Source organism: Chryseobacterium arachidis, assembly GCF_900129245.1.
Lineage (GTDB): Bacteria > Bacteroidota > Bacteroidia > Flavobacteriales > Weeksellaceae > Chryseobacterium > Chryseobacterium arachidis.
Genome location: NZ_FQUT01000012.1, coordinates 81964 through 107071, shown reverse-complemented (window position 1 = coordinate 107071; position 25108 = coordinate 81964). Strand labels below are relative to the sequence as shown.

Below are 25108 nucleotides of genomic sequence, written 5' to 3'. Positions count from 1 at the left end.
TAGCTTATGAAAAATGTTATAGATAATAGTAAAAAGGGATTATACAGCTTGTGGTATGGGGTAGCGGCAATGTTATTCATCCTGTCGTGTTACAGCTGTGAGAAGGACAATCTGGATGTCCAGGAGGTGTTTCCATTTGAAGTAAAGGTTATGCCGGTGCCAAAAGAAATCGGTACTGGTGAAACCGTCGAAATTAGAATCACCATCGTATCAAATGGAAATTATAATGGTAATCAGTTTTATATACGGTACTTTCAAAATGAGGGTGATGGTTCATTGCGGCAGCTTCCTTTAAAGCCCTATCTGCCGAATGATCTGTATCCGCTTTTGGATAGGGAATTTCGACTGTATTATTTATCAAAGTCAATCGTCTCTCAGAACTTTGATGTTTGGATCGTGGATGGTTTTGGAAATGAGAAGCAGCTGAATTTTCAGTTTAACAACAAAAAACTTACACCTCCGATTCGCTAAGCTTTCTATCTTTGCAACATGTGATCCTATACTACCAGAGGGAAACTTAAGGAAGGCAGCCGAATGGCTGTCTTTTTTGTTACAATTGAATCCAAAAATATTTAACTGAACGGATTTTTATTTTAAAATTTTCCAAAAATTTCGTGTTTAAACAAAAAATGTTAGTTTTAAGCCAGATAGGTCTAAATTATACTATACGTAAACATATTGTTTTTAAGCTCTAAGGGGAGGCCTTTATGTTTTAACTAAACTTAATTGTGATGAACTTATACATCATTGCACTACTGGAAACCTTGATCCAGGAGAATCTTTCTATTTTTTCTTTACTGAACTTCGTAAAGTCTGCTGTTTATCTGTGTGATATCCAAAAGTTATCGATCAAGTTACAAAGCTTGGCTGATTTTTATTACGACTTTCTGGTAAAGATCGATTTTCTACCTAAAAATAGTTTTCAGGAATTTCGATTTGGCGAGTTTGATCTCAATAACAGGAATATAGATCTAACTGTACAGCATGTTCTTGACAAAATCAATGTGAGTGATGTGCCGCTTCAGGAAGCAATTCCGATCCACACCCATTACATGGATGAAGAGAATATCCATTTTGCCGCCGGTTTGGTACGTTTTGAAAGAAGACAGTTTGGTTATTTTATGTTGGTTGACCTAAAGATTGCTAAAAGTGCCATTCAGAATGTTCCCCATAATTCGCATTATGTTATAGAGCTTATAAAATCGTATGACCCAAATCAAAAGCAGTCACTACGCGAATTGGTAAGTTCAAAAGGGCTCAATTACAATCAATTTCAAAAGGACTGTAAGTTATGTTTTGGCGATACCTTTTACAGCTTTTCCTTAAAGCTCAGGATGATGGAATCTGTCGCTGATATTGTGTTTACAACTATGACCCTAAAAGAGATTGCTTTTAAAAACAAATTTCTTGATTACGGTAATATGTACAAGACCTTTGTGAGATACGGAATAAACCCGACCCAGATTCCCCGTCTCGGTAACCTATAAATTCTAAGGTTAACACCAATAATTACTGATTGGTATATTTCCGGTACTATTTGGAATATAATTGTAACCATTGGCAATACATTTAAAACTATTGGCAATATTTTGTGCTAATAAGTTGCTGAAATTTGTCTTAATCAATTACAGATGATTATGATAGCACTTGTTAGGAAATACTTTGTTAAGACAGTTGCCATACTTCTTGGACTACTATTTATGTATGCTTCGAGCAGTAAAATGCTGGACTTCGAGAATTTCCAGGTACAGCTTGCGCAGTCGCCTTTGCTGAGTGCTTATGCCGGATTTGTTTCTTATGCTGTTATTATCAGTGAGGTAATTATTACAATTTTGCTTTGTATAAATTCTACGAGGCGAATTGCTCTATATGCTTCTTTTGCCCTAATGGTAGCTTTTACCACCTACATTTATCTTATACTGAATTACAGTGAATTTATTCCCTGTAGTTGTGGTGGCATCTTGGAGAAAATGGGATGGCAGGAGCATCTTATTTTCAATATTTTGGTTGTATTGTTAGCTGCTGTTGCAATCTTTACGCTGAGTAGAGCAAGTGGTTATAAGTTCAAAAATATACTCGGATTGGTCAGCATTACAACTGTTCTGAGTATTGGGGTAGTGGTAATTATGTTTTTAGGCTCGGAACATATCATTAAAAAAGAAAACAACTTCACTCGACGCTTTTTAAATCATCCTGTTGTTCTTGACAATAAAGTTCTCGTTCTTGATAATCCAGATTATTATTTTGCAGGCTCCGATGACGGTCATATTTACCTAGGAAACAGGATTTTTCCACAGATATTATTAACAGTTGATACGGGACTTCAGTCACAGCAGTTGACAAAAGTCGTTCCCGATAATATGAAGCATCAATTTGCCAGTATAAAGATCCAAGTGTTTCCTCCACACTATTATTTTTACGACGGCTCAGTTCCCGTAATTTTTAAAGGCAGGCTTGGAAGTGAAAATGCTAAAACTTTAAGTTTGGGAGATGCTTTTTTTAACCAGCTTGTAGTGATTGATTCAACAAGGTTTGTTCTGAGAACCCAAAGTGGAAACACTAAAGAGTTTGCACTTGCATCCTTTGATCTTCTGCCACAAATAAGGGTTAAGTTGTATCCGAATATTCTCGAAAAACAGATTGATGGTGTTTTTGATGTAGATGGAAATCTAACAATTGATCGATCAGATAATACCCTAATATACACGTATCTCTACAGAAACGAGTTCATCGTAATGGATACTAATTTAAATATTGACCGCAGGCTCAATACGATAGATACTACCAGGATTGCACAGATCAAAATTACCAAGCTTGGTGATGGCCGGCATAAAATGAATGCACCACCATTTAAAGTAAATCGCCAGTCAGTCGCCCATCGAGGCCTGCTTTTCAACCAGTCAGATTTAATGGGTAAACATGAATCAAGGGAAGAATGGAAGTCAGCGAAGGTCATTGACGTTTATCGTACGGATAAGCAGGAATATCTTGGCAGTTTTTATATCTACAATAAAAAAGAGAGCAAAATGAAAGACTTTCTGCTAACAAATAACTACTGCTATGTTATCATGGGCGATGAGGTGCTCAAATATAGGATAAGGGATAATATTTCGAAACATTATACAAAAAAAGGGGAAGCTGAAAACCTTACAATAGAGTAGGCGAGAAATTATAAACAAATTAAGATGAAAAAATTATTATTACCTGCACTCATTGTAGCAGTGGGAGCAGGGGCAGCATTTGCTGGCAACATGGCAAAATTTGATGAAACTGCTTATCGCTTTGATGAAGCTCAAAATCTGTGTGTTGTCACCGAGAAAATGTGCGGTGAAGATGCCAACAATCCTGTTTGTACATGGACAGACGGTGTTACCCAATTACACCGAATCGGTAGTTCTTCCACTTCTTGTGGACAGCTTCTTTACGAGATCCAGCCGTAGTAGAAAAATTGAAAGGGATGCTTGAGAGCATCCCTTTTCATTATAATTTTATCCAGGTTTTGTTTTTCTTTTCTTTGAGAAAGTGGTTCCACCACTGGAGCGCCTTTTTGTTCATTTCCTTGCTTTCTCGGGTATTTAGCCCCAGATCATGTCCACGGTTTGGGTAGAACAATGCAATAACAGGTAAATTATTGCGCTTTAAACCAATAAAGAATTCCATTGCTTGTGTTGGCACAACAACATCATCGTGCATGCCATTCCATAACAATACAGGTGCTTTTACATTTTCTACATGATGGATCGGACTATTTTTCAAGTAAAGATCTTTATCTTCAGAAAAAGGAACCTGCATTTCAAATTGTCCGGTTTCGAACCTATTATGGTTGGGCTTCTGCTCGGCATAATCGTATGAAAAATAGGTTGAAACCATATCGCTTAATGCTGCTCCGGATATAAATGCTGCAAATCTATTGGTTTGGGTTGCGATAAAATTAGTTTCATAACCGCCCATGGAATGTCCCGTCAAGCCGACTTTTGATAAATTGATGGAAGGATTATTTTTAAGAGCATCAAGTGCGGAGTGCACGCAGTCTAAAGCTGAAATTCCGGTTCCTCTTGAGTCAAAAATAATGTCCGGTTCATAAACAAAGTAACCGTTTTCCAGCAATGTTCGCCTGTTGACACCTGTAGCCTCGTTGTTGGGCAGAGAATATACATTTGCTGCAGAACTTTTGATCTGATAGATATACGTGACCATTGGATACCTTTTACTGGCATCAAAGTTTTTGGGATAATACAGAATGCCCTTTAAGGGTATACCAATTGAATTTCTGAATGAAATTATCTCTTGTTTTAATAAAGTTGCAGGGGGATCCTGGACGCGGTAGATTTCTTCCCGATTGCCCTTTTGCCAATTGGTTAGATATACCCGTGGTGCCATATTATGATTCTCTTCAATCGTTATAAACTGCTTCGCATTTTTATAGTATTTGAACTCTTTGATCCTGTTTTGAGTTGGTGATGTAAGACGAATTATTTTTCGTTTATATAAGAACGAGAAATCAGTCAGGTTTTTCGCCTTATCCACGGATTTAATCAGTAGTGCCGAATCAGTATTTAACATGTTCATTTTAAAGCCAAATTGAGGATTGCTGATTTTCCTTTCTAGACCGATTATCTCAGTAGCTTTGTTAAAGCCCTGTGGAAATAATCTACCGCTTTCGATTTCGTATTTCCAAAGCTCAGAATCGCTTTCAAAATAAACAGTGCTAAGATCATTACTAAAAGAAGGATTTCTTAAACCATGTTTATCAATAGTTGAAAGCGAATTCAACTGGACATTGTACAATAGCCATTTTTGCTCTTTTGGATCTAATCCAATGATGTACTTTCCTTGGTTGGAGTGTACGATATCCTTTTTTATCTGATGAAATATTTTTTGAAAGGACTGATTTTTGGTATCATATAAAAAAATATTAAGATAAGGATGCAGCGTAATATTTTGGAATTCTTCCAGAGGGTTAAAGGCCAACACGTAACGATCACTATCAATGGAGGAATAGATAGGGTAGTCATCGGGTAACTTTACACTTTGATTTATAGATGAATTCCACAGGTAATAATTATTTGTTGCTTTTCCGGCCTGTTTGGCTGCCAGGTTATTGTCGCTTCCGTACCAAATGTCAACTAACCTATTTTTTTCCGGCGGACTATAAGTGACAAAATTTATCAGATAGCCTTTCCCTTGCATTATTTCACTGATGTCGATATGGTCTGCACTTTCTGCGGGGATACCTTTAGGATAAGTTATTTTGCCGGTTAAAGTATCTAGGAAGATGATTTTGAGCGTAGCATTACTTTCCGACTCAATTAGTATAAGTTGAGATCCCATAGCATTTAATAATATTTGCTTTACTGTTCTATCTGTCGTGTACAAGGGTTGGCTCTGATTGTCCAGAACATCTATAATGTGGTGCTGTTTTCCTACTTTTTGACATGCATATAGAGCCTTGCTTTTATCTGTCGCAAATAGCTGTGTATCGGGGATTTTCCTGATTGGATTACCACTATCATCAGTTAGTTCTAAAGTTCCCTGCTTATCTAAAATAAGGAATTGATTAAGGGAAAACAGCGCTTCCGCAATTCTAATGTTTTCATATTTCTTTTTAATACCCTGATGAAAATTGTTAATCTGCGCTTTGCCATTTCCAGACGAAAGCAGACTACTATTTTTCGTGAACACTTGACCGGACATCTGTAATATGGTATCAACTGTCTTTATTTTTTGTAGGTCAATTGCAAGTACAGTATCAATATTATTGGGATACATTTTTCTGAATGTTGCCAATTGACCATTCGGGGAAGAGGTAAGATTATTGATTGTATGAAACTTGGAAATCCATAATTGTAAGGTGTCATCTTTTTCCTGACTGGAGCATAATGGATAAATGAAAAATAGAAGTATAATAAATATTTTTTTCATGGCTAATAACCCGAATTTTGCGGGTTCAGATTTTGGTTAAGCAAAAGTTCTTTTTGTGGTAATGGCCATAGCATGTGGAAATTCTGCCAGTTAGGTTTTGTGATCAATAAATCATTTAAGCGACCCAGCCTTTTAAGATCCAAAAAGCGATGCCCCATTTCGGTAAAAAATTCCTTACGATTTTCCAGTAAAATTTCATTTAAAAGCGACTGTTTGCTGATGGGCATCGTCAGTGCGGTAAGCTGGGCCCTTTGCCTTGTAGCGTTAATATAAGATAGTGCCTCTACGATTTTGTCCTGTTGTGTAAGAACTTCAGCTAGGAGCAGATATGCCTCTTCCAATCGGAAAACAATCGAATATTCATTAGCGTTATTGGTCCGGTTTTTATATTTATCGGCTCTGTACCATGTATTTGTTCCGACTGTTACTGCTGTTGTCCACTGGGCTTTTCTTTTATCGTTTACTGTGAAGACATTTGTCAGATTTTGGGAGAGGGCGTAATTGGACGGCGCAGCATTAATAAAATAGTAGATATTTACTTCTTTGGTCGGATCTCCTGAATTTTTTGGTTTAAGTTGCCAGATTATATGGTTTCCTGATTTTAGGAAAACTTTTGTTATATCATTCTCGAATTGATACATCGGGTTCTGTACAATCAATTTCAGCAGATTTTCTGCTTGTGACCATTGCGATTGAAGCATATATATCTTTGCCAGCATCAATTGCGCTACTTTACGGTTCGGTATAACGCGTTCGGAGCTGCGGTAGGTATCGGGGAGCATTGTTACGGACATGGCTAGATCATCTTTTAGTTGTGCTAAAACCGTTGCAGATGGAGTTCTTGATAAAGACTGGTTTAGCTGGTAATCTGTTGAGGTGGGTATGGGAATATCCCCAAAGAGTTGTTGAAGGTAAAAGAACAATATTGATCTGGCTAGCAGAGCTTCGCCAATTATTCTTTCTTTATCAGCTGAAGAGATTGATACAGATTTTTCTGTACCTTCCATAATGGCGTTTGAGAGATAGATCAGGCGATACGCAGACGCCCAATACGTGCTGATCGTCGTATTGCTTTCGGTCTGTTGGTTTAGGTTTATTTCAGCAAGGCCTGAATTTGAGTTAGTGCCGTAAAACGTAAGGTCATCTGTATAACTTCCAAGTAAAGTACCTGACTGATCGCCTGCGATAGGAGAACTGTTCCACAATCCGGCATATAATTCCGAAAGTGCTGCATTGGCTGTCTGTACTGTTTCAAATACCGCTTCATTTGGTATCTGGTTTTCCGGCACATCAACTTCAAGGAGCTTTTCGCAAGAAACAAAAAGCAATAAGGATAATATGTATATAATTTTATAGGTTTTCATTGTTTTAAAATTTAGAGGTTTAACTTTAGTCCAAATGCAAAAGTGCGCAGGGGAGGTAAATATCCGATCGTTGTAAACTCGGGATCAATTCCAAAGTATTTTGTCCAGGTTATCAGATTCTGTGCTTGAATATATACTTTAACATTGCTCAAAAATGTATTTCTAAGTGGGATGGTATAAGCCAGTTCAACATTTTTGAGACGGATAAAGGAAGCATCTGAAACAGATGCCGTGCTACTCTGAAATATGGAATGGTTTGCCGCAGGGGTTGACGTGTAAGGCTGATACAACCCTTCCGGATTACTGCTCGACCAAACATTTAGCAGTTCAACTGGCAGATTGTTCATCAGACCCGGTGACGGCAAAATAGAATTGTAGTTCCTGCTTTTTTGCTTTACGAACTGAAAAAGAAAGGATAAGTCCCAATTTTCGAAGTGTAAATTACTACTGAACCCACCGAAGAATCTAACCCCAATATTTTCGACAACCTGTCTGTCATCAGCAGATGAAATTTTACCATCACCATTATAATCTGTGAAAATATAAGTTCCTGTTTTAGGATCAATTCCTTCAAGGTTGTACAGCCTCACAATACTGGTTGGTTGGCCGATTATAAAAGTGTTACTGTACGTTGAGCCTTCAAGGCCGGGAAAGGATAGGAGCTTATTCTTCGGAAAGCTAATGTTAAACGAAGTTTCCCAAAGCAATCTGCCTTTCGAAAGTGGTTTGGCATTGAGCTCGAATTCCCAGCCTGAATTTTCCACCGTGGCATCAAGGTTAGCCTGAACAGTTGAAAAGCCGGTTATTGCTGGAAGCTGATAACCTACGAGTTGATTTGATGACCGATTGCGGTACCATGCTGCTGTCAGGTTTAGCCTATTTTTTAGAAAACCAAGTTCAACCGCAGTCTCAAGTTTGGAGGTTTTTTCCCAGCTAAAATCAGGATTATAAAGGCGAGAAGGAGCGAGGCCAGTCGTACCGTCATAAATAGAGGAAGAAACTGTATAAGTATTCAGATATTGGTAGTCTCCAATATTGTCACTACCCGTTGTTCCAAAACTTCCACGCAATTTCCCGAAACTCAACCAATCAATTTTCTCCAGTAGGTTTTCTTTTGAAAAAAGCCATGCTGCTCCAACAGCTCCAAAATTAGCGTACTTCTTGTTTGGGCCAAAGCGGCTGCTACCGTCACGTCTACCTGTTACGTTAAGAATATACTTGTTATTTAGTTGATAATTGATCCTTCCAAAAACAGCGGCATATTTATATTGAGTAGTAAACTGATCTTCGATGTTCTTCGTTCTGGCAGCTGCAATATTATGAATTAGGGCATTGCTCTCAAAGCCGTATCCGCTCATAGAACCTGAAGAGTTATTCTCGCTCTGGAATGTCCCACCAATAAGTACGTCTAAAGCATGAATGTTACGTTGTATTTTCCAGTTGACCTGAGGTTCTAGTATGTAGGAAAGCCTTTTTTGATTGTTTTTGAAAGCACTGGAATTTGCGCTTGACTGTCCGCTGGCATAGGCAGGATTGTAAATCGTATGTGGACTGATGTTCCATTCTTCAAAGGCCTGATAATTAATTCCACCATTGAGCTTTAGGATTATATCCTTAAATATTTCATATCCTAAGTTAAGGTTGCTCATGTATTGAATATTCTCGTTTGAATATGTTGCATTATACGCGGCGACCGGGTTGCTCCAAGTATTGTTTTCCCAGTTTAAAGCACCACTTGCGTTATATAGTGCTGGAGAATTTGGAGAAAGGGTATACGCTCTTCTGGTAATGTCCGAATTGATGACATTATTTTTTTGCATGCTGAACATATTTGAAATACTAAGATTTAACCGTTTATCTTTGGAGTGATGGGAAATATTGCTGGATATATTACCTGTCTTATATTTTTGATCATTCCCAAAAACGGTGGTCTGCTGGCTGTTTCCTAAGCTGAGCAAAAATGAGGTTGTTTCGCTTCCACCTGACAGCTGAAGTTGCATATTTGATAGAGCAGCCGTATTTCCAATGAGTGTTTTTGACCAGTCTGTAAATCGGTCTGAATCCCATGTTCCGTTGACATCGTATGCTACGGCAGGATATGAGCTTATTCCACTGTTGATAAATGCCTGTTTTCGCATATTCAGATATTGCTCGGTATTCATCATTTTTAAATTTGAGATCGCATTGCTGATGCCGTAGGAAGAAGTTAAACCCACACTGAGTTTGCCCGATTTTCCTTTTTTTGTCGTCACCAGAATAACACCGTTTGCTCCTCTCGAACCATATATGGCGGTTGCGTCTGCGTCCTTTAAAATTTCAATACTTTCTATGTCATTTGGATTTATACTGTTTAGAGGATTAATATTGCCCGTAGGTAATATTGCAGCAGTATATCCGAAGGTTTTTACTTCATTTCCGATAGGAACACCATCTACGATATACAAAGGATAGTTTCCATCATTTCGAAGAGAATTCTTGCCTCGGATCTGTACCTGAAAGCCACTTCCCGGAACCCCGCTGTTCTGAATAATGTTAACCCCGGCAACTCGTCCCTGTGCCGCCGAAAGAACATTGTTAATTGGCTGGTTTTCGATATCCTTTGCTGTCACCTTTGCGATGCTTCCGGTACGTTTTTTATCGGATACTTTGTAGTAGCCCGCATTTAATGTAAGTTCTTCGATTGAGTGAATTTCGGAAAGCCTATTGATTGTATCTGTTTTCGCAATGTTGACTGATGGCGATTCTAAGTTACTGCTTGACTTATTTTTCTTGGCCCGAATGATAATGCCATTCTTATAAATCAGCGCTTCAACAGGAATATCCTTTAATATTTTATTCAAACACTCAAGGACAAGCTCATTTTTACACTTGAGTGGTTGAACCATGTAGTTCTCAAGATCATCGTTAGAGTAGGCATATTCTTTAGTATGCTGTGAGAGAAACTTATTGACTGCTTGAGTGGCAGTAGTCTTTCCAGTTTCAAAATCGACCTTCAGTTTAGAAAGGTCCTGTTGGGCATGAAGCCCCTGCCAGCCGAATAAAAGAAATACGGTAGCTGTGCATAAAATTTTCATATTTTTGCATGTATTTAAAATTAATAATTCCGAGAAGTTTTATTAGTTGGATACCGGGCCGACGGTTGCCCCCGTCGGTCTATTTTTTCCAACCGTCAACTTTCTAATTGTCCGGGATCATGTCCACAGTAATCAGGGAGCGAAGTCTACTCCTGAAGTTGAAATGTGTTTTCATTGATTTTTTTTATGTTTAGGTTTAACGGTATTGAAATTCGTTCAATAAATTCTTCTGCGGTTTCTTTATGCGAGAGAACTGATATCTTGGATGAATCCCTGTCAGAAGGATAGATAATTTTGATATGATAGGTCTGTTCAGCTATTGCAATCGCTTTTTTTAAATTGAAATCTTTGAATGCCAGGCTTGCGCTGAATGTTTTGTTTTCAGGATCTTTAGCGTTTTGTGCTGTGGGGGCTATAACGGCAACATTTTTATCACCGAGGTTGGAGAACGTTTCATTGGGAGTGATAATATAGGATTCCTGCGGTTTTTCTCGCTGCGAGACCTGGACTTTTCCTTCATAGAGGTCGATATTAAAATTTGATCCCTTTTGCAAAACCTTAAAGACTGTTCCCAGGACCTTAGCCTGATAATTTCCTGCGTGGACAATAAAAGGGTGATCTTTGGATTTGGCCACATTGAATATCGCATTTCCCTGAAGATAAACATCTCTTGTTTCGGCAGGGAAGGATTTTTCTATTGTTAAGCTTGACCCTTTAAGCAATGTTACTTTTGAACCGTCTTTTAAGGTGATATATAAATCATGACGATCCGCCTGATAAACTTGCGGAACAAAAATGTTCCTATACGCTACAATGCTGAATATTAAAAGCACGGTCGCTGCCACCATAATGGAAGTTAGCTTGATGATTTTATTTTTTTTCTTTTTTTCTTCGTGTGCTTTTATTCGGGAAGTAAGTTGCTCCCAGACCTGCTTTGCTTCCTGGTCGGTTAGTGGTTCTATATCGTCATCTTGTGGTTTCATAATAAGGTGGCTTTATTAAGTATACCGGGAAAACATAAAAATCCCCCCCCCTTAACATGAAATATTAACGAAATTTAACTGATATTAACTTAATTTAAGAGTTTTTGTGACGGTTTCTCAGAAATTGCACTGCCTTTGAAATTTGCTTTTCAACGGCTTTTTTAGATAGGCCAAATTGATCAGCAATTTTTTCCTGTGTGATGCCTTCCATTTTGTTCAGGGTCAAAATCTGCTTTCTCGAAATTGGGAGGAGTTCCATGCTAAGCTGTACAGCATTTAATTGTTCCTCTTTTTCAAGAGCTGCCTCCAGCATATCATCCGATTCGTCCGATAATTTAATATGAGCTGATTCCTGGGTAATGGGCTGCTTTTTTTGTAGAGATATGAAATTTGAAATCTCCTGTTTGCATGTTTTTATGATGATGCTTTCGGAATTTTCCTTTGTGAGCGATTCCCTGTAGATCCAAAGATGAAAAAATACGTTTTGCATGATATCAAGTACATCATCTCTATCCCTAATCTTAGAACCCACTACAGCAAAAACACGATTCTTGTATGTTTCATAAATCTCCTGAAACATACGATCGGCTAGGCTTGGATAGTTAGAAAAGAGGCTCATACCAGATTTTTTGGGAAAATCGTAATTCACAAATTTAAATATTTTAAATTATTTCTATTAACAAAAAGAATGTTGACCATTTTTTTGTAATTTAATTACCAATGTACCAGAAATATATTATGCCATGAAAATTAACCTACTTCAAATAATTATTGGAATATTAATAATTCCGAATTCTACTTTTGCGCAAAATGATGGAGGAATGGCAAGAGAGACCTATCAAATGCAAGTTATTAACGTTTCAGCCGAATATGGGGGGAGAGAAATTGAAAGGCCTGAGTTATCTGGTAGAATTGAAGCTAGAGGTGGTGGAAATAGTAGATCTGGTTCTAAAAAAGCAACTTCAACGCGCAAGTCAAAAGTATCAATAAATGGCGAAGAGTTTCTTGTTTCCGCTGACGCAGAGAAAAGAGTAGCTGAATTTATAGATCATTATAAAACAAATGGCACTGTAGGAAAATACGTCGCTGCTGTTGCTTCAATTTTTTCCTTATTTGATCTCTTTACATTAGAAAAAGGATTTTCCAATTTGGATGCTAGATTTAAATTATCTACTTTTTCAAGTGAGGAAGTTTTATTAAGCCTTTCTGCTCCAGATAGATGGAACAGATCATGGCGTGCTCAAGCTGTTGGACTAATTGAAGAAAATTTAATTAATTCAATAAAGAACAAAGATCAGGAACATAAGATGTGGTTACGAATTCGAGATATTATTGCAAATCCAGAGCGATATAAAGAGGGTGGAATGAAGTACAATCATTCTGAGAAAAAGCTTATGTTTAGGTCTTATCCTGCAGAAGCATATAGGAGTATTGCTGGTTTCGATTTCGATCTAACAGAATTTGATTTAAACCAGTTGGGTCTTTTAACAGACTATCTAATGTATTTTCCCCAAAGCCGAGATTATTTGATATATGCGGATTACATTTATAATTTTGGGAATAAAAAATCTGACTTTAACAGATTAAGTGCAAGGGATAAAATGTTGTTAAATTATGCACTACTAAATTTGAATAAGGAATCGAAAAATTATTTAGGTAATGCGTTCTCGAAGAATTCCTCTCATAAAGATTTAACGTCTAAGTTTTGGTCTACTTTAAGTAAATTTCTATATTCAGAATCGTGGAGTAATGGAATGGCGACTGACTCAGAAATAGATGACCTTGGTTTTTTTACTGATGAACCTTTTTCTAAAAGTGATTTGGTTACAGGTCAATATCCTACAATGAACTTACTTCAAACAAACATACCAATCAGTTGGAACTTTACGCCTGGTACAGGCCTAATTCGATATAATGTGTTTTATTTTAATACAAATCAAAAATAGATAAGTTAATAATAGGCTATTTAATGATCATTTGTTGAAGCGCAGATACTTCTTCTACTAAATGTAATAATACATTTTTTATGTTTTCATCATTATATTTTAGCAAGTGTTGTTCATGCTTAGAAAAACTCCCAGCATATTGCCAGATTTCCCAAACATCGGAAAATGGAATCTCGTAATTATCGTAAAATGAATTATCTGATTTTACTGTTATCGAATTCAGATTAACGCTTTCGATACGTTTAAATGTAAAGCCTGTTCTAGTAACAAGTAAATGTGTTTTACCAACTTTTAAAACCTCAATGCTTTCTACATATTCACCGATAATAAAAGTACCGTCTTTGTATGGGGGCATTGAATCTCCTTCAACAGGAAATGCCCTGTACTTTCCATTACGTAGAAATGGAAGCGACATGGTCTGCAGGCCTTCTATATATTCCGGATCGGCATAACCCGCAAGATATCCCATTGAAGCTTTGTAGGGGATAATCTCAATTTTGTTTTCTCCGGTAGCATCTGTTTTTATCGGCAGCAAGATTCTGTTATCGGGCAGATTGAGCATTTCTTCCAGCTTGTATTTTCTCAGATCGACGGTCATTAGAAGATCAGTACTGATATGATAATATTTAGAGATCGCTAGTAGCACATCAAGTGGGGGATTGACTTTGCCGTTTTCATATTTTGCGTAGGCATCTCTTGTGATAAACAATTGAGCGGCGAACTTTTGCTGTGACATTTTTGGTATCTGCATCCGCAAATATGTGATGTTATGGGCTAAAATCGAGAGTGCTGACATTTTGTGAATATTTTTCACAACAAATGTACTGTTATTTGTGACAAATCTTCTCAATTTTGCTAAATAATTTAGTAAAAAAATGGAGCGTGCGATTGTACATATGGATCTGGATACGTTTTTTGTATCATGCGAAAGGTTGGTAAACTCCCAGCTTAAGGGGATTCCGCTGATTATTGGAGGTGGGGATCGGGGAGTTGTTTCTTCCTGCAGTTATGAAGCGAGAACTTTTGGAGTAAGATCTGCCATGCCCATGAAAATGGCGCTCCGTCTCTGTCCACAGGCAAGGGTTGTGAAGGGAGACATGGAGCTGTATTCCAAAATGTCCCATATGGTTACCGAGGTCATTGAAGAGAGCGCTCCATTGATGGAAAAAGCATCTATAGATGAATTTTACCTGGATCTTACGGGTATGGACAGATTTTTTGGTGCGTATAAATGGACAAATGAGTTGGGCGCGAGGATCGAGAAGGAGACGGGGCTACCGATCAGCTATGCACTATCGGTGAATAAGACAGTGAGTAAAATCGGTACTGGGGAATCCAAGCCACATGGTCACCGGGAAATATTGCCAGTGGGTGTTCAATCCTTTCTTAATCCGCTCTCGATTAAAAAAATACCCATGGTCGGAAAAGCAACATTTGAACTTTTTTCAAGAGTTGGTATCAGAACCATCGGTACGCTATCGGAAATGCCTGTTGAGGTATTGCAGCAGATGATCGGGAAAAATGGGGTAGATCTGTGGAAGAAAGCCAATGGGATTGATAATACGCCCGTTATTCCATTTTCCGAGCGAAAGTCTATTTCCAAAGAAAGGACATTTAGCAGCGATACCATGGATGTCGCTGAGGTGAAAAGCTTACTTTCCGGAATGGCTGAGCAGCTTGCCCACCAGCTTCGCAGTGAAAAATGGCTGACCTCAACCGTAGTAGTCAAGATCAGATACGCAAATTTTGATACAGAAACCAAGCAATGCAAAATTTCTTATACCTCATCCGATCATACGCTGGCGAGAGTTGCGCTTGACCTTTTTAATAAACTTTATACAAGACGGATGCGATTGAGGCTGGTAGGACTCAGGCTTACCGATCTTGTTCCCGGAAGTTATCAGATGAGCCTGTTTGAGGACAGTGCGCAGCTGATTAGCCTGTATCAGGCTATGGATAATATCAAGAACCGTTTTGGTAAAGATGCGGTCGGTAGGGCCGTTGGGTTTAATTTTTCACGCTAAAGTATTGTTATGTATCTGAACTGTCATTCTTATCACAGCCTTCGATATGGAACACTTTCCATTGACGATCTTGTTTCCCAGGCTTTCGCCCTGGGTATAAAAGAACTTGTTCTTACAGATATTAATACCGTGACTGGAATCTACGAATTTAAGCGAAAATGTGAAGAGAACAATATCCGGCCCATTGTTGGGGTTGAAGTAAGGAATGAGAGCGAATTATTATACATAACTGTTGCCAAAGATTTCGCTGGATTAGGGGAAGTGAATAAAATCTTAACTTCTTATAATTGTGATGGCATTGAACTTCCCAGACAGCCTGATCTCAAAAACAACTTTGTAATTTATTCATTAAACTGTTTTCCAGAAGAACTGGAGGAAAATGAATTCATTGGCATACGCAAAGAAGAGCTGAATCTGCTTATTAGGCCAAACCTGAAAAAATTCATTTCGAAAATGGTCATTCTTCACCCTATCACATTCAGCACAAAGAAAGAATATAACCTGCACCGTATTTTGCGGGCAATCGATAATAATATATTGCTCTCCATGTTGCCAGAAAATGAAGTTTGTACAAAAGGAGAATATTTTGAATCTCCAGAAACTATCTTAGAAACATATCGACATTATCCGCAGATTATTGAAAATACACAAAAGGTTCTCGCAGATTGCAATTTTGAATTTCAGGCTGGAACCCCAAGAAATAAAAAGCATTATACAGGTACTAAAGCCGATGACCTGAAACTGCTCACCAGATTAGCATATGCAGGACTTGAAAGAAGGTACGGCAGAAAACACCAACGAGCTACCGAACGGGTAGAAAAAGAGCTAAAGGTTATAGATGAGCTTAACTTTAGCGGTTACTTCCTGATCACCTGGGATATTATAAGATACAGCAATAGCATGGGATTCATGCATGTGGGACGGGGGAGTGGCGCCAATTCAATTGTCGCTTACTGCCTTGGCATTACCGATATATGCCCAATTGAACTAGATCTTTATTTTGAGCGGTTTTTAAATCTGAACCGTAAGAGCCCGCCCGATTTTGATATCGACTGGTCTTGGCAGGAAAGGGATGTTATCCTGGATTATATCTTTAACCGTTATGGAAAGGATTATGTTGCCTTTTGTGGAACCAATGTCGAATTCAAATACCGGTCAATCATCCGTGAAGTAGGAAAAGCGTTCGGACTTCCAAAAGATGAACTGGATACCCTGAGCAAAAATCCCGAACGTGTTTTTAGCGATAAAGTAATTCAGCAGGTACAAAAATATGGAATGCTCCTGCAGAAGTTTCCGAACCAGCGGAGCATGCATTCCTGCGGAATTATTATTTCTGAAGAACCTTTAACAAATTTTACCGCTTTGGAAATGCCACCTAAGGGATTTCCGATCGTTCAATGGGATATGCACGTTGCGGAAGAAATTGGATTTGAGAAATTTGATATCCTTTCCCAGCGTGGTCTTGGAACCATATATGATACCGTAAGGCTTTTGGAAGAGAAACGCGGTATCAAGGTCAACATCAAAGACACAACGATCTCAAAAGATGAAAAATTATGCAATGAGTATTTGAGCAGGGGAAGTACCATCGGCTGTTTTTATATTGAATCACCCGCCATGCGGGGCTTGCTCCGGAAATTGAAATGTGATAATTATAAGGTGCTGGTTGCCGCATCATCTATCATCCGTCCGGGCGTTGCACAGAGCGGGATGATGACTGAATATGTTTTCCGGCACAACAATCCGGATAAGTTTGAATATTTCCATCCTGTATTTGAACAGCAGCTTGGTGAAACTTACGGCATTATGGTCTATCAGGAGGATGTGATAAAAATTGCCCTGCATTATGGTGGTTTATCTGCAGCCGATGGCGATATCCTCAGAAGGGCTATGAGCGGAAAAGGTAGGTCACTTTCGGCTTTGCAGAAAGTTAAGGACGATTTTTTTGCATCTTGCAGGCAGCAGGGGCATCCTGAAGAACTGAGCAAAGAAATCTACCGGCAGATTGAATCTTTTGCAGGATATTCATTCTGCAAGGCACATTCGGCATCTTATGCTGTGGAGAGTTACCAGAGTTTATACCTGAAAGTGTACTACCCATTAGAGTTCATGGTTTCTGCCATCAACAATATGGGTGGGTTTTACAGGACGGAAGTCTACGTGCATGAGGCAAAAATGTCCGGAGGTAAGATCCTTAATCCGTGCGTTAACAAAAGCGAGTATGAAACGACGATATTTGATAATGACATTTATCTGGGTTTGATGCTGTTGGAAAACGTTGAAACTAAAATCGCAAGGTTGATCCCCGAGGAAAGAAGGAAAAATGGAGAGTTCAGGTCGATGGAAGCCTTTATCAGGCGCATACCTGTTGGAATAGAGACATTGCAGACTTTTATTTTGATCGGGGCCTTCCGGTTTACAGGGGTTCCGAAGAATGAGCTATTGATCAGGGCACGTCTCTTATTGGGAGAATGTAAACCTCAGGATAAATTACAGACGCTTTTTGAGGAGCCGATCAAAGAATTTAAGTTTCCTGAGCTGAAGCGTAATATCTTTGAGGATGCTTTTGACGAAATCGAGATTCTCAGTTTCCCGGTATCGTGTACACCTTTTGATCTTTTACGGACCAAATACAGGGGTAGCACAATGGCTAAGGATCTGACCTCGTGCCATAAAAAGCAGGTCAAGATGCTTGGGTATCTCATTTCAAGAAAGCACGTTCCAACCAATAGGGGGACAATGTTTTTTGGAACCTGGATTGATGTAAATGGTGATTACTTTGACACGGCCCATTTTGCCGACTGTCTTGAAAAATATCCTTTTCAGGGTGGGGGGTGCTATTTGTTATTGGGTAATGTTGAAGTAAATTTTAACTTTCCTACTGTTACTGTCAGTAAGATGGCGAAGATGCCTTTCATTGCAGATCCCCGTTATTACCATGACGAGGAAAAGAAATACGAAGTGCAGCAGCGGATCAAGGAGGATGTCAGCATGACTTTCCGTGCACCTTATCCGCAACAACATGAAATTGGATTGCCCAGACATAAAGCAATTTCCTAAGTTACCAATGTTTCCTTAATTAATAATTACGGTTTTCCGTACCTGGAAAACATTTTTTTTAATAAATTTGGTGTTTATCTCTGGTTAAAACCCCGGAAGATAGTTAAAAGCTAATAACCTATAAACATCAATGAATAATCTTGAAATTAGCGCTTTTATAGCTGCTAAGAAAAAGAGCAGAATGTATATTGAGAGAGAAATACAGGCTGCTCAGAATCTCTTGGACGACATGAAAGCTCAAAAACCGGTTCGCTGGTACCATAACTTCTATTACGTACTTAAAAGAATATTTTTTATCTCCTTAGCGTCACTTGCCTTTTTGATATTGGTCAGTACTTTTATGGCGCCAGATCAGTACCGCAGGTACTTTGACGAGCATTATGATGAAGTTGTAACAGAGTTTCTCAATGATAATTTTGGTACCCATTCAGAGGTAATGGTGTCAGAAACTTCGGCAACAGATCAAAAGATTATTAGAACAAAAGCTACAAAAGAAATCCGTGCTGATCTGCAGAACAAATTGGTGAACCAGGTTTATGATATCTCTATTACTACGCTACAGATACTATTTGTGGTGTTTACAATCGCGTTCTGGTACATTGCCCGACTTACACGTCAGATACATCTTAAAAACAGACAGATATTAGCCCACTATCAGGTTAATTTAAACCTATTGGATCTCTATTCAGAAGTGGTCAATGAACAGAAATATGAAATCGATTTTTTGACAGCGGCAACAGGAAAAAATAATTACTAAAATTAACGTCTCTAATGATTTTTGTGTATTAATACATTATAAAAAATTATAACTAAGAATAATAGAAAAACTAAAGCCCCTTAAAAAGAGGCTTTAATTTTTATGCATTTGAAATACCTGGCGTCTTTGGCTTTAAAATAAAGTTACCTTCTTTTTCTGAAAATCGTTCTACAACATATTTTTCAAAGGAAGGAGGAAATTTTCCGTATCCTGTAGTAAGAATTACCTGAAAATCTTTAAAAGTTCCATCATCCTGTCTTCCCATTTTGAGAGCATCTATTAAAAGTTCAAGATTTTGGTTTAAGTGATCGGTATCTATTCCTGAAGCTTCCGGTGTGTCGATCAGAAGGAATCTGGGGTGTTTTACCGATGGTAATTTCATCGCTAAGGAAAGTATTGTGAAATAATACATCAATCTCTTTGGAACGTCACTGCTATTAGCTTTGTATTCACGGTTATCAATGTAAGGCATGTAATCTTCATCAATATGAGCTTCTTTACTTTTATATGAGGATTTTGCTAATAACTTGCTGTATATTGTATTGAAAGCCTCTATTGTTGCTGCATTATTTATATCGTACTCGGTTTTTGTCTTATTATATTTAATTTGAGCTTTTTTCAGTTCCGCAATTTTTTCCTCAAGGTCAGTACTTAACCTTTGCCATTCTTTGCTTGTTTTTAGCGAATAATCTAACTTCAGTGATTGCTCTTTTAGTACAAGTATCCGATTATTATAATCGTCAATAACAGTTGTACTTCCGGCAAACTCAGCCGTTTCTATTACCATTTTAAGCTTCGCGGTATATTCTTGGATAAGTTTAGAATTTTTCTCTATTTTTTTTGTCACTTCCTGAACGTCCGATGCATAATCTTTCTTTGCCTGAGTGATTGCTTCGATGCTTTTCTGCCGATGGGAAAGGATGTCCTTATACTCGCTCGCATTGTAGACAAACTTTTCATAATCATCTTCCTTGAATTTTGATCCACAGATACAGTAACCTTTCTTATTTTTCTTTTTATCCATACAAAATGGGCAAACTTCCATTGAAAAGAGATCAAGACGTTCATGTGTGAAAATAATCTTCTGAATTTGTGCTATTTCATCAAGGAGATTGCGATGTACATGGTCAACCTTAATCTGTTCATTTTCCAATGATTTCAGCAAAATTCTTTCTTTAGAAGTCTTTAGTTCTAGATCAATGAGAATAGACTGTATCCCGGCTAACTCCCCAATTTTATCATCAACTGTGGTTTCCTTAATTTGGTAGGCTTGTCTATCTTGTTCCAATTTTGCGATTTCAGCTTTAATTTCTGATTGACGCTTGTCCAAGGATTCCATATCCTCTGGCTTCTCATGAGTCGATTCATAATTTTGGAACAAGGCTTTTGCGACATCCCTTTTTTTAGTTGCGAGCTTTAATTTTTCTAATTTTTCAAAATAATCAATAGATGAAATTCCAAGAAGAATTTCGAATATTGATTTTCTGATAATGATGGAGTCAGCAATAAAGTTTTCTGCTACAGGAGATTTATAGATTTTCCTGGGTTCAGTATTCTGATCATAATTTAGCAATCTGAAAAGATCGTTAAAATTAAAAAACCAGTGCGCTGCGCCTAGATAAATTTCGAAAACGGGTATTTTAAGTTTTTCCAACAACCAGTCCGAAAAAATGAATGGAGCAGATTGCCTACTAATGGGATAGGCCACTGTTGTTGTTCCGTCATTGACAAAAACGTCTTGCATGCCTATAAACCTTTTTAAAGAATAGGGGATATCATCTATAAGAATATCAACCTGAACAAAATTGTTTGTATCGTCAAGAATTAAGGAATAGCGAGACTCCTCATCATTGTTATCAAACGGCTTTACTTTACCACCTAACGCATATTCAATAAAATAACTGAATGTACTCTTTCCAGAGCCATTATCACCAAGAATGATGTTGATTCCTTTCTTTAATTCAGGAGACTCGTAAGAGTAATTTTCACCTGAATATTTTACTTTTTTAACAATTAAACTCCCCACGTAAGTATATTATTATCATCAAATATTTTTTTTACTAAAGATTTTATCGGCATACTTCTAACCTTTAACGTCATGACTCTCTTTAATTCTGTGACATTTGCTATCTCATTTTCAAATATTTCTGTGTCAAAGAAGTCTCCGGGTATAAATTCTTTGTTTAGCCAAAGATCGATTGTCTGTGATGATTTGTTCACTGAGACACTGATGAGTTCCCTGTTTTTAAGAACTATAATCAAATGATGAAGCAGTTTTTTCTTTATCTGTGCTTTGTTATAGATATCGGCCAGCTGCTGTTCTTCAAATAGGCTAGGTTCTCCGCCCTCGTTAACAAAATCCACCAGGTAGGCAATTTTCCTAAAATCTCTAAATCTTTTTTCTTCGTTTGTACAGTCTAAAACTTTCAACAGTATTATTGTACTATAAGCCAAATAATTGTAGTCCTCCTTTTGGATGAACATCAATCTTTTTTTTGCTGAGCTTCTATTCTGTTGCATATAAACCTTCTTTGTCAAATGAAAGATAACACTCGTTGATCAAGTCCAGAATGATCTTGCGCATCAGATCATCATCAATTATTGGATAGTTATACCTTTTGGATTTTATATCTATTATTTCAATTCCGCTGTGGGTAAAATCTTTGATGAGGTCTTCAATCTGTTTCTCAGTCAAAACTGTGCCACGATTCTCAGCAACAAAATCGTCAAGTACTTCCTGGCATTTAATGAACAAACGATATTTTATAGCGCTCATTTCACGTTCAGGAATCACCTTCAATTCGTCTTTTCCTACCGCAAGCTGCTGACGATATCTTTTCATCATCCTAGCGGAAAAATCAGCATTAACAGCCAAGATCTTCTCCATAAGATTTCGATTGTCTGTAATAATAATTTCACCGAACTTCTTAGTTCCGAAAGTATCGATCGTTGGATCATTCAAGACTTCACATAATTCAAGACCGATTAGCGGAACGATTTTCTCCATGCAGCAACATTTGATATCATCATTTAATGCTTCATCTCCCTTCACATTTTTTAAGATACCTGTCAGTAGAAAGTTCTGACCATCAATTAGAAATGCACCACTGCCAGACAAGCCTTTTGCATCATCTCTACCTGCTTTAAAGGTATCTTTGTCGGCTAAAGTAATGCGGAATTCACCGCTGGCTATCCCATTTTGAACAGTACTATTAAATGATCTGGATTCATTTTTGTTCGCAAACTGAAACCCTGAAAACATTATTTTATCGTTCCGTTTGAAATTAACAGTTGCTAAAACATGAGGATGGGTACCATCGTTATCCACATGATTGACCTTAATAACTGCCCAGTCCTCTTTTAAATCCGAACCAATTATCTCCAATACTTCAATATCCTCAAATGGCGCATTAAAGGCTTGCTGTCGTTGGAAGACTATTTGGTCCGGCTGTATATTAGGATAAGCATTTTTATCACCATATATACAATGATGTGCCGTTACTACATAAAAACAATCTTTCCCCTTTACCAGTGTACCGGAACCGTAGCTAACGACTTTCCCACCTACATGGAGGGTTATCCGCACACATAGTTTATTAATTACATCTTCATTCATTTTCAAAAACACGAGTATTATCAATCAGTTCCCAGTTGCCTAACAGCAGGTCAGCAGCATTTACAAATTCGCCGGCCTTCTGTTCCATGCTGGCTAGTGGGTAGTTCAAATATATTGTTCGCTTCTTGCTGTATTTAGATTTAATTCTTTCAGGATGGTGAATTATCCTGGCGATTGTTTCTCTGTCAGGATGCGTATGTGTTGAATTTCCACCGTTCGTTGAAATTACGAATTTATCACATTCAATCAAGTCAAGGAGGGCATTTGTGGTATTGTTTTTACTACCGTGATGGGATATTTTTACTAAATCCACCTTCAGTTTATTTTCTTCAGAATATCCTTTTGATCTCAAAGTCTCTTCTATGAAATTGGGGTGCGCATCTCCCAGAAATAGAACGGACATATCAAAAGTTTTAAGGACAAATGCTATCGAAGAGCTGTTAAATAAATCATCGAGGATAGTTTTATCCGGTGTATCATCCGCTTTAGCAAGGTCTTCCAATGAGCCTCGTAATATCTGTGAAGGTTTTACAGCGGATATCGAAAGGTCCTCCAATTTTTTGTTATACTCCTCACTAAGGTCCGGCCATTTCGAGTATAGTTCATCCAGGATTTCTTTTGAAGGAGAAACAATTTCTACAGTAATGCCTTCAGGCATTTTCACCTCACTACCTACAATAATATCTTCTGCCCATTTATCCTTTATATTTCCTCTGTCAATAAGAAGTTCTTCAAAAGATTTGGCATGACCGCTGTGAATATTATCTCCAACGTATGTAAACTTTATATTTTTTGAATTAAACCAGTATCTTTTAACTTGATCGGGATCAAAGTGGGCATGCTTTACATATTTTATGAGTCCACCGATATGATCATAGTCGATATGGGTTAAGATCATTATGCCGATTGTTGGGATAAGTTTGAGTTCTTTTCTGAGAACTTCATCGAAAGTTCCCGGAGTTCCTCCATCAATAACGATATTGAACGGATTTTCTTGACTGTCAAATGTTTTTACGATTATACAATCTCCATACTTGGCAGGTAGAACTAATACCTGCGTCCTGAGACTTTCGTTTAGAGGATGCTTCACTTGATAAAACAGAGTTAATATGGTTATATTTCGTCGAAAAGTAGTAATTATAATCTTTAAATGCAACCCTCAATTAAAAAAATTACTGTAATAACTGATGTTTCTATCAAATCGCTTTATTCAGCTAAAGGCGATTGAATCGTCTAATAATGCTTGCTAAAAATTCTTCAGGTAATTTGACGATGTCATTATATCTGGAAAAAAGAGGTGTTTTTTTTCCTTCAAACCTGAATTGATCCCCGTCGAGAAAAATTTGTACAATATTCGTATTCCCAAACATGTTCCTGTCCACTATATTTTTTGCAAAGGGATTATGAAATAAGAACAGGCCATCGGAAAGATGTTCCGGTTCAGTAGGTGAAACACTTTTAATGCTATAGGATGGATCATCAGAGATCTGCCGTACATTAACAACGTGATTGAGCTGCTCTGAATCATTATCGGAATTGGCTAAGGCTGTGAGCTTGCCCAGCGTTGTGGTTGCGGAAAACAATATCGCCGAAACATCTTCTAAAGCTGAATTACTGAATAGACCAAGGGGAATTTCAGATTCAGTCCCTGGCATTTTGATGGAACTTCTCGGCAAATAATCATCCACCATAGGGTCATAATAAAGCCCAAACAAGAGTGCCATCATTGGGTAGACAAATTCTCTTCCGTAGTTGACCTCGGCATAGGAGCTAAGGGAGATAATATAAGGCTCATCACCAGCGACGTGATCCAGCACAGAATAATCAGTTTTATACTTGTTCCATTTTTTGATAATCGCACTAGAATGCCTTACGATTGCCTCATCCAGAACTTCGTTAAAATCTATTGCAAGATGTTGTGGAACAAGCATGGATAAGATATCCCTATCTTTTCTGTCATGTTCTCCTCTGCCACCATCTCTGATATTGGACACAACAGCTTCGATCAATATCCGCTGGGGAGAAGAGATGATAAAATCAGGACTGGAATGTGAAAAGTCTACTTTCAAACACAATTCTGAGAAAACAGCAAAGAGATAGAATTCCCAAAAACTTGAATGAAAACTTTCCTGAAACTCCGCTACAATCTTATTGTCCTTGTCAATAAAGCCTTTAACCCAACCGGACAATATAGCTTTCTCTGGAAAGAGATTATCTTTTAAAAATTTGAACTTTGCATGTAATTTTTCTTCAGGTATTTCCGGTAAATTTTCGAATAGATCTAACATTAATATAGGCTCTTGGCTAATGGCAAGTGTAAATATAAAAAATAGGATCTCATCCATCACAGCAAACTTTATTT

General features: G+C 37.7%; 19 protein-coding genes. 8 read left to right on the top strand and 11 right to left on the bottom strand.

Annotation, left to right across the window (positions count from 1 at the left end; genetic code table 11):
* Positions 1 to 6 precede the first annotated feature (6 nt).
* From BUA89_RS17865 to BUA89_RS17850, 4 genes are all read left to right on the top strand, one after another.
* Complete coding sequence (locus tag BUA89_RS17865) at positions 7 to 471, top strand: DUF3872 domain-containing protein (protein ID WP_072961593.1); 465 nt, start codon at positions 7 to 9, stop codon at positions 469 to 471.
* 260 nt (positions 472 to 731) lie between these two features.
* The gene (locus BUA89_RS17860; protein ID WP_072961589.1) at positions 732 to 1487 is read left to right on the top strand and encodes a helix-turn-helix domain-containing protein; all 756 of its coding nucleotides are present in this window, start codon (positions 732 to 734) and stop codon (positions 1485 to 1487) included.
* Positions 1488 to 1631: 144 nt separating this feature from the next.
* On the top strand, positions 1632 to 3161 hold the full coding sequence (locus BUA89_RS17855; RefSeq protein WP_378158223.1) for a MauE/DoxX family redox-associated membrane protein: 1530 nt from the start codon (positions 1632 to 1634) through the stop codon (positions 3159 to 3161).
* Positions 3162 to 3185: 24 nt separating this feature from the next.
* Positions 3186 to 3440 (top strand): DUF6520 family protein, encoded by a 255-nt coding sequence (locus BUA89_RS17850; RefSeq protein WP_072961585.1) that lies wholly within the window; start codon positions 3186 to 3188, stop codon positions 3438 to 3440.
* A gap of 40 nt (positions 3441 to 3480) precedes the next feature.
* Here the strand turns inward: BUA89_RS17850 and BUA89_RS17845 are convergent, their stop codons facing one another.
* The 5 genes from BUA89_RS17845 to BUA89_RS17825 form a co-directional block, all read right to left on the bottom strand.
* Positions 3481 to 5922 carry an alpha/beta hydrolase family protein gene (locus BUA89_RS17845; protein ID WP_072961582.1) on the bottom strand — a complete coding sequence of 814 codons (2442 nt, stop codon included), beginning with the start codon at positions 5920 to 5922 and terminating at the stop codon, positions 3481 to 3483.
* Between the two features lie 2 nt (positions 5923 to 5924).
* Entirely contained in the window at positions 5925 to 7286 is a 1362-nt protein-coding gene (locus BUA89_RS17840) for a RagB/SusD family nutrient uptake outer membrane protein (protein WP_072961578.1), read from the bottom strand.
* An 11-nt stretch (positions 7287 to 7297) separates the two neighbouring features.
* Positions 7298 to 10360: a SusC/RagA family TonB-linked outer membrane protein gene (locus BUA89_RS17835; RefSeq protein ID WP_072961574.1), complete on the bottom strand. Its 3063-nt coding sequence runs from the start codon at positions 10358 to 10360 to the stop codon at positions 7298 to 7300.
* Positions 10361 to 10506: 146 nt separating this feature from the next.
* Positions 10507 to 11343 carry a FecR family protein gene (locus tag BUA89_RS17830; RefSeq protein ID WP_072961571.1) on the bottom strand — a complete coding sequence of 279 codons (837 nt, stop codon included), beginning with the start codon at positions 11341 to 11343 and terminating at the stop codon, positions 10507 to 10509.
* A 94-nt stretch (positions 11344 to 11437) separates the two neighbouring features.
* A complete protein-coding gene (locus BUA89_RS17825) occupies positions 11438 to 11992 on the bottom strand; it encodes an RNA polymerase sigma factor (RefSeq protein WP_143152387.1) in 555 nt (184 codons plus the stop codon).
* 94 nt (positions 11993 to 12086) lie between these two features.
* Here BUA89_RS17825 and BUA89_RS17820 point away from each other — a divergent pair, with 94 nt between their 5' ends.
* Positions 12087 to 13289 (top strand): hypothetical protein, encoded by a 1203-nt coding sequence (locus tag BUA89_RS17820; protein WP_072961564.1) that lies wholly within the window; start codon positions 12087 to 12089, stop codon positions 13287 to 13289.
* A gap of 16 nt (positions 13290 to 13305) precedes the next feature.
* On the opposite strand, the gene BUA89_RS17815 is transcribed toward BUA89_RS17820, so the two are convergent.
* Positions 13306 to 14025 (bottom strand): XRE family transcriptional regulator, encoded by a 720-nt coding sequence (locus BUA89_RS17815; RefSeq protein ID WP_228420611.1) that lies wholly within the window; start codon positions 14023 to 14025, stop codon positions 13306 to 13308.
* 139 nt (positions 14026 to 14164) lie between these two features.
* Between BUA89_RS17815 and dinB the strand changes: the two genes are divergently transcribed.
* From dinB to BUA89_RS17800, 3 genes are all read left to right on the top strand, one after another.
* Entirely contained in the window at positions 14165 to 15313 is a 1149-nt protein-coding gene (gene dinB / locus BUA89_RS17810; protein ID WP_072961557.1) for a DNA polymerase IV, read from the top strand.
* A gap of 9 nt (positions 15314 to 15322) precedes the next feature.
* A complete protein-coding gene (locus BUA89_RS17805; RefSeq protein WP_072961554.1) occupies positions 15323 to 18373 on the top strand; it encodes a DNA polymerase III subunit alpha in 3051 nt (1016 codons plus the stop codon).
* Positions 18374 to 18554: 181 nt separating this feature from the next.
* Positions 18555 to 19130, top strand: a complete 576-nt coding sequence (locus BUA89_RS17800) for a hypothetical protein (protein WP_143152385.1) — start codon at positions 18555 to 18557, stop codon at positions 19128 to 19130.
* 100 nt (positions 19131 to 19230) lie between these two features.
* On the opposite strand, the gene BUA89_RS17795 is transcribed toward BUA89_RS17800, so the two are convergent.
* The 5 genes from BUA89_RS17795 to BUA89_RS17775 form a co-directional block, all read right to left on the bottom strand.
* Positions 19231 to 21156 (bottom strand): AAA family ATPase, encoded by a 1926-nt coding sequence (locus BUA89_RS17795; protein WP_072961547.1) that lies wholly within the window; start codon positions 21154 to 21156, stop codon positions 19231 to 19233.
* Entirely contained in the window at positions 21144 to 21650 is a 507-nt protein-coding gene (locus tag BUA89_RS17790; protein ID WP_072961544.1) for a hypothetical protein, read from the bottom strand. Before BUA89_RS17790 ends, BUA89_RS17795 begins: the two co-directional genes overlap by 13 nt.
* On the bottom strand, positions 21637 to 22746 hold the full coding sequence (locus tag BUA89_RS17785; RefSeq protein WP_072961541.1) for a trypsin-like peptidase domain-containing protein: 1110 nt from the start codon (positions 22744 to 22746) through the stop codon (positions 21637 to 21639). Before BUA89_RS17785 ends, BUA89_RS17790 begins: the two co-directional genes overlap by 14 nt.
* Positions 22739 to 23836 (bottom strand): ComEC/Rec2 family competence protein, encoded by a 1098-nt coding sequence (locus BUA89_RS17780; protein ID WP_072961538.1) that lies wholly within the window; start codon positions 23834 to 23836, stop codon positions 22739 to 22741. The genes BUA89_RS17785 and BUA89_RS17780 overlap by 8 nt, the downstream gene beginning before the upstream one ends.
* Positions 23837 to 23960: 124 nt before the next feature.
* Positions 23961 to 25091, bottom strand: a complete 1131-nt coding sequence (locus BUA89_RS17775; protein ID WP_143152384.1) for a hypothetical protein — start codon at positions 25089 to 25091, stop codon at positions 23961 to 23963.
* Between the last annotated feature and the right edge of the window lie 17 nt (positions 25092 to 25108).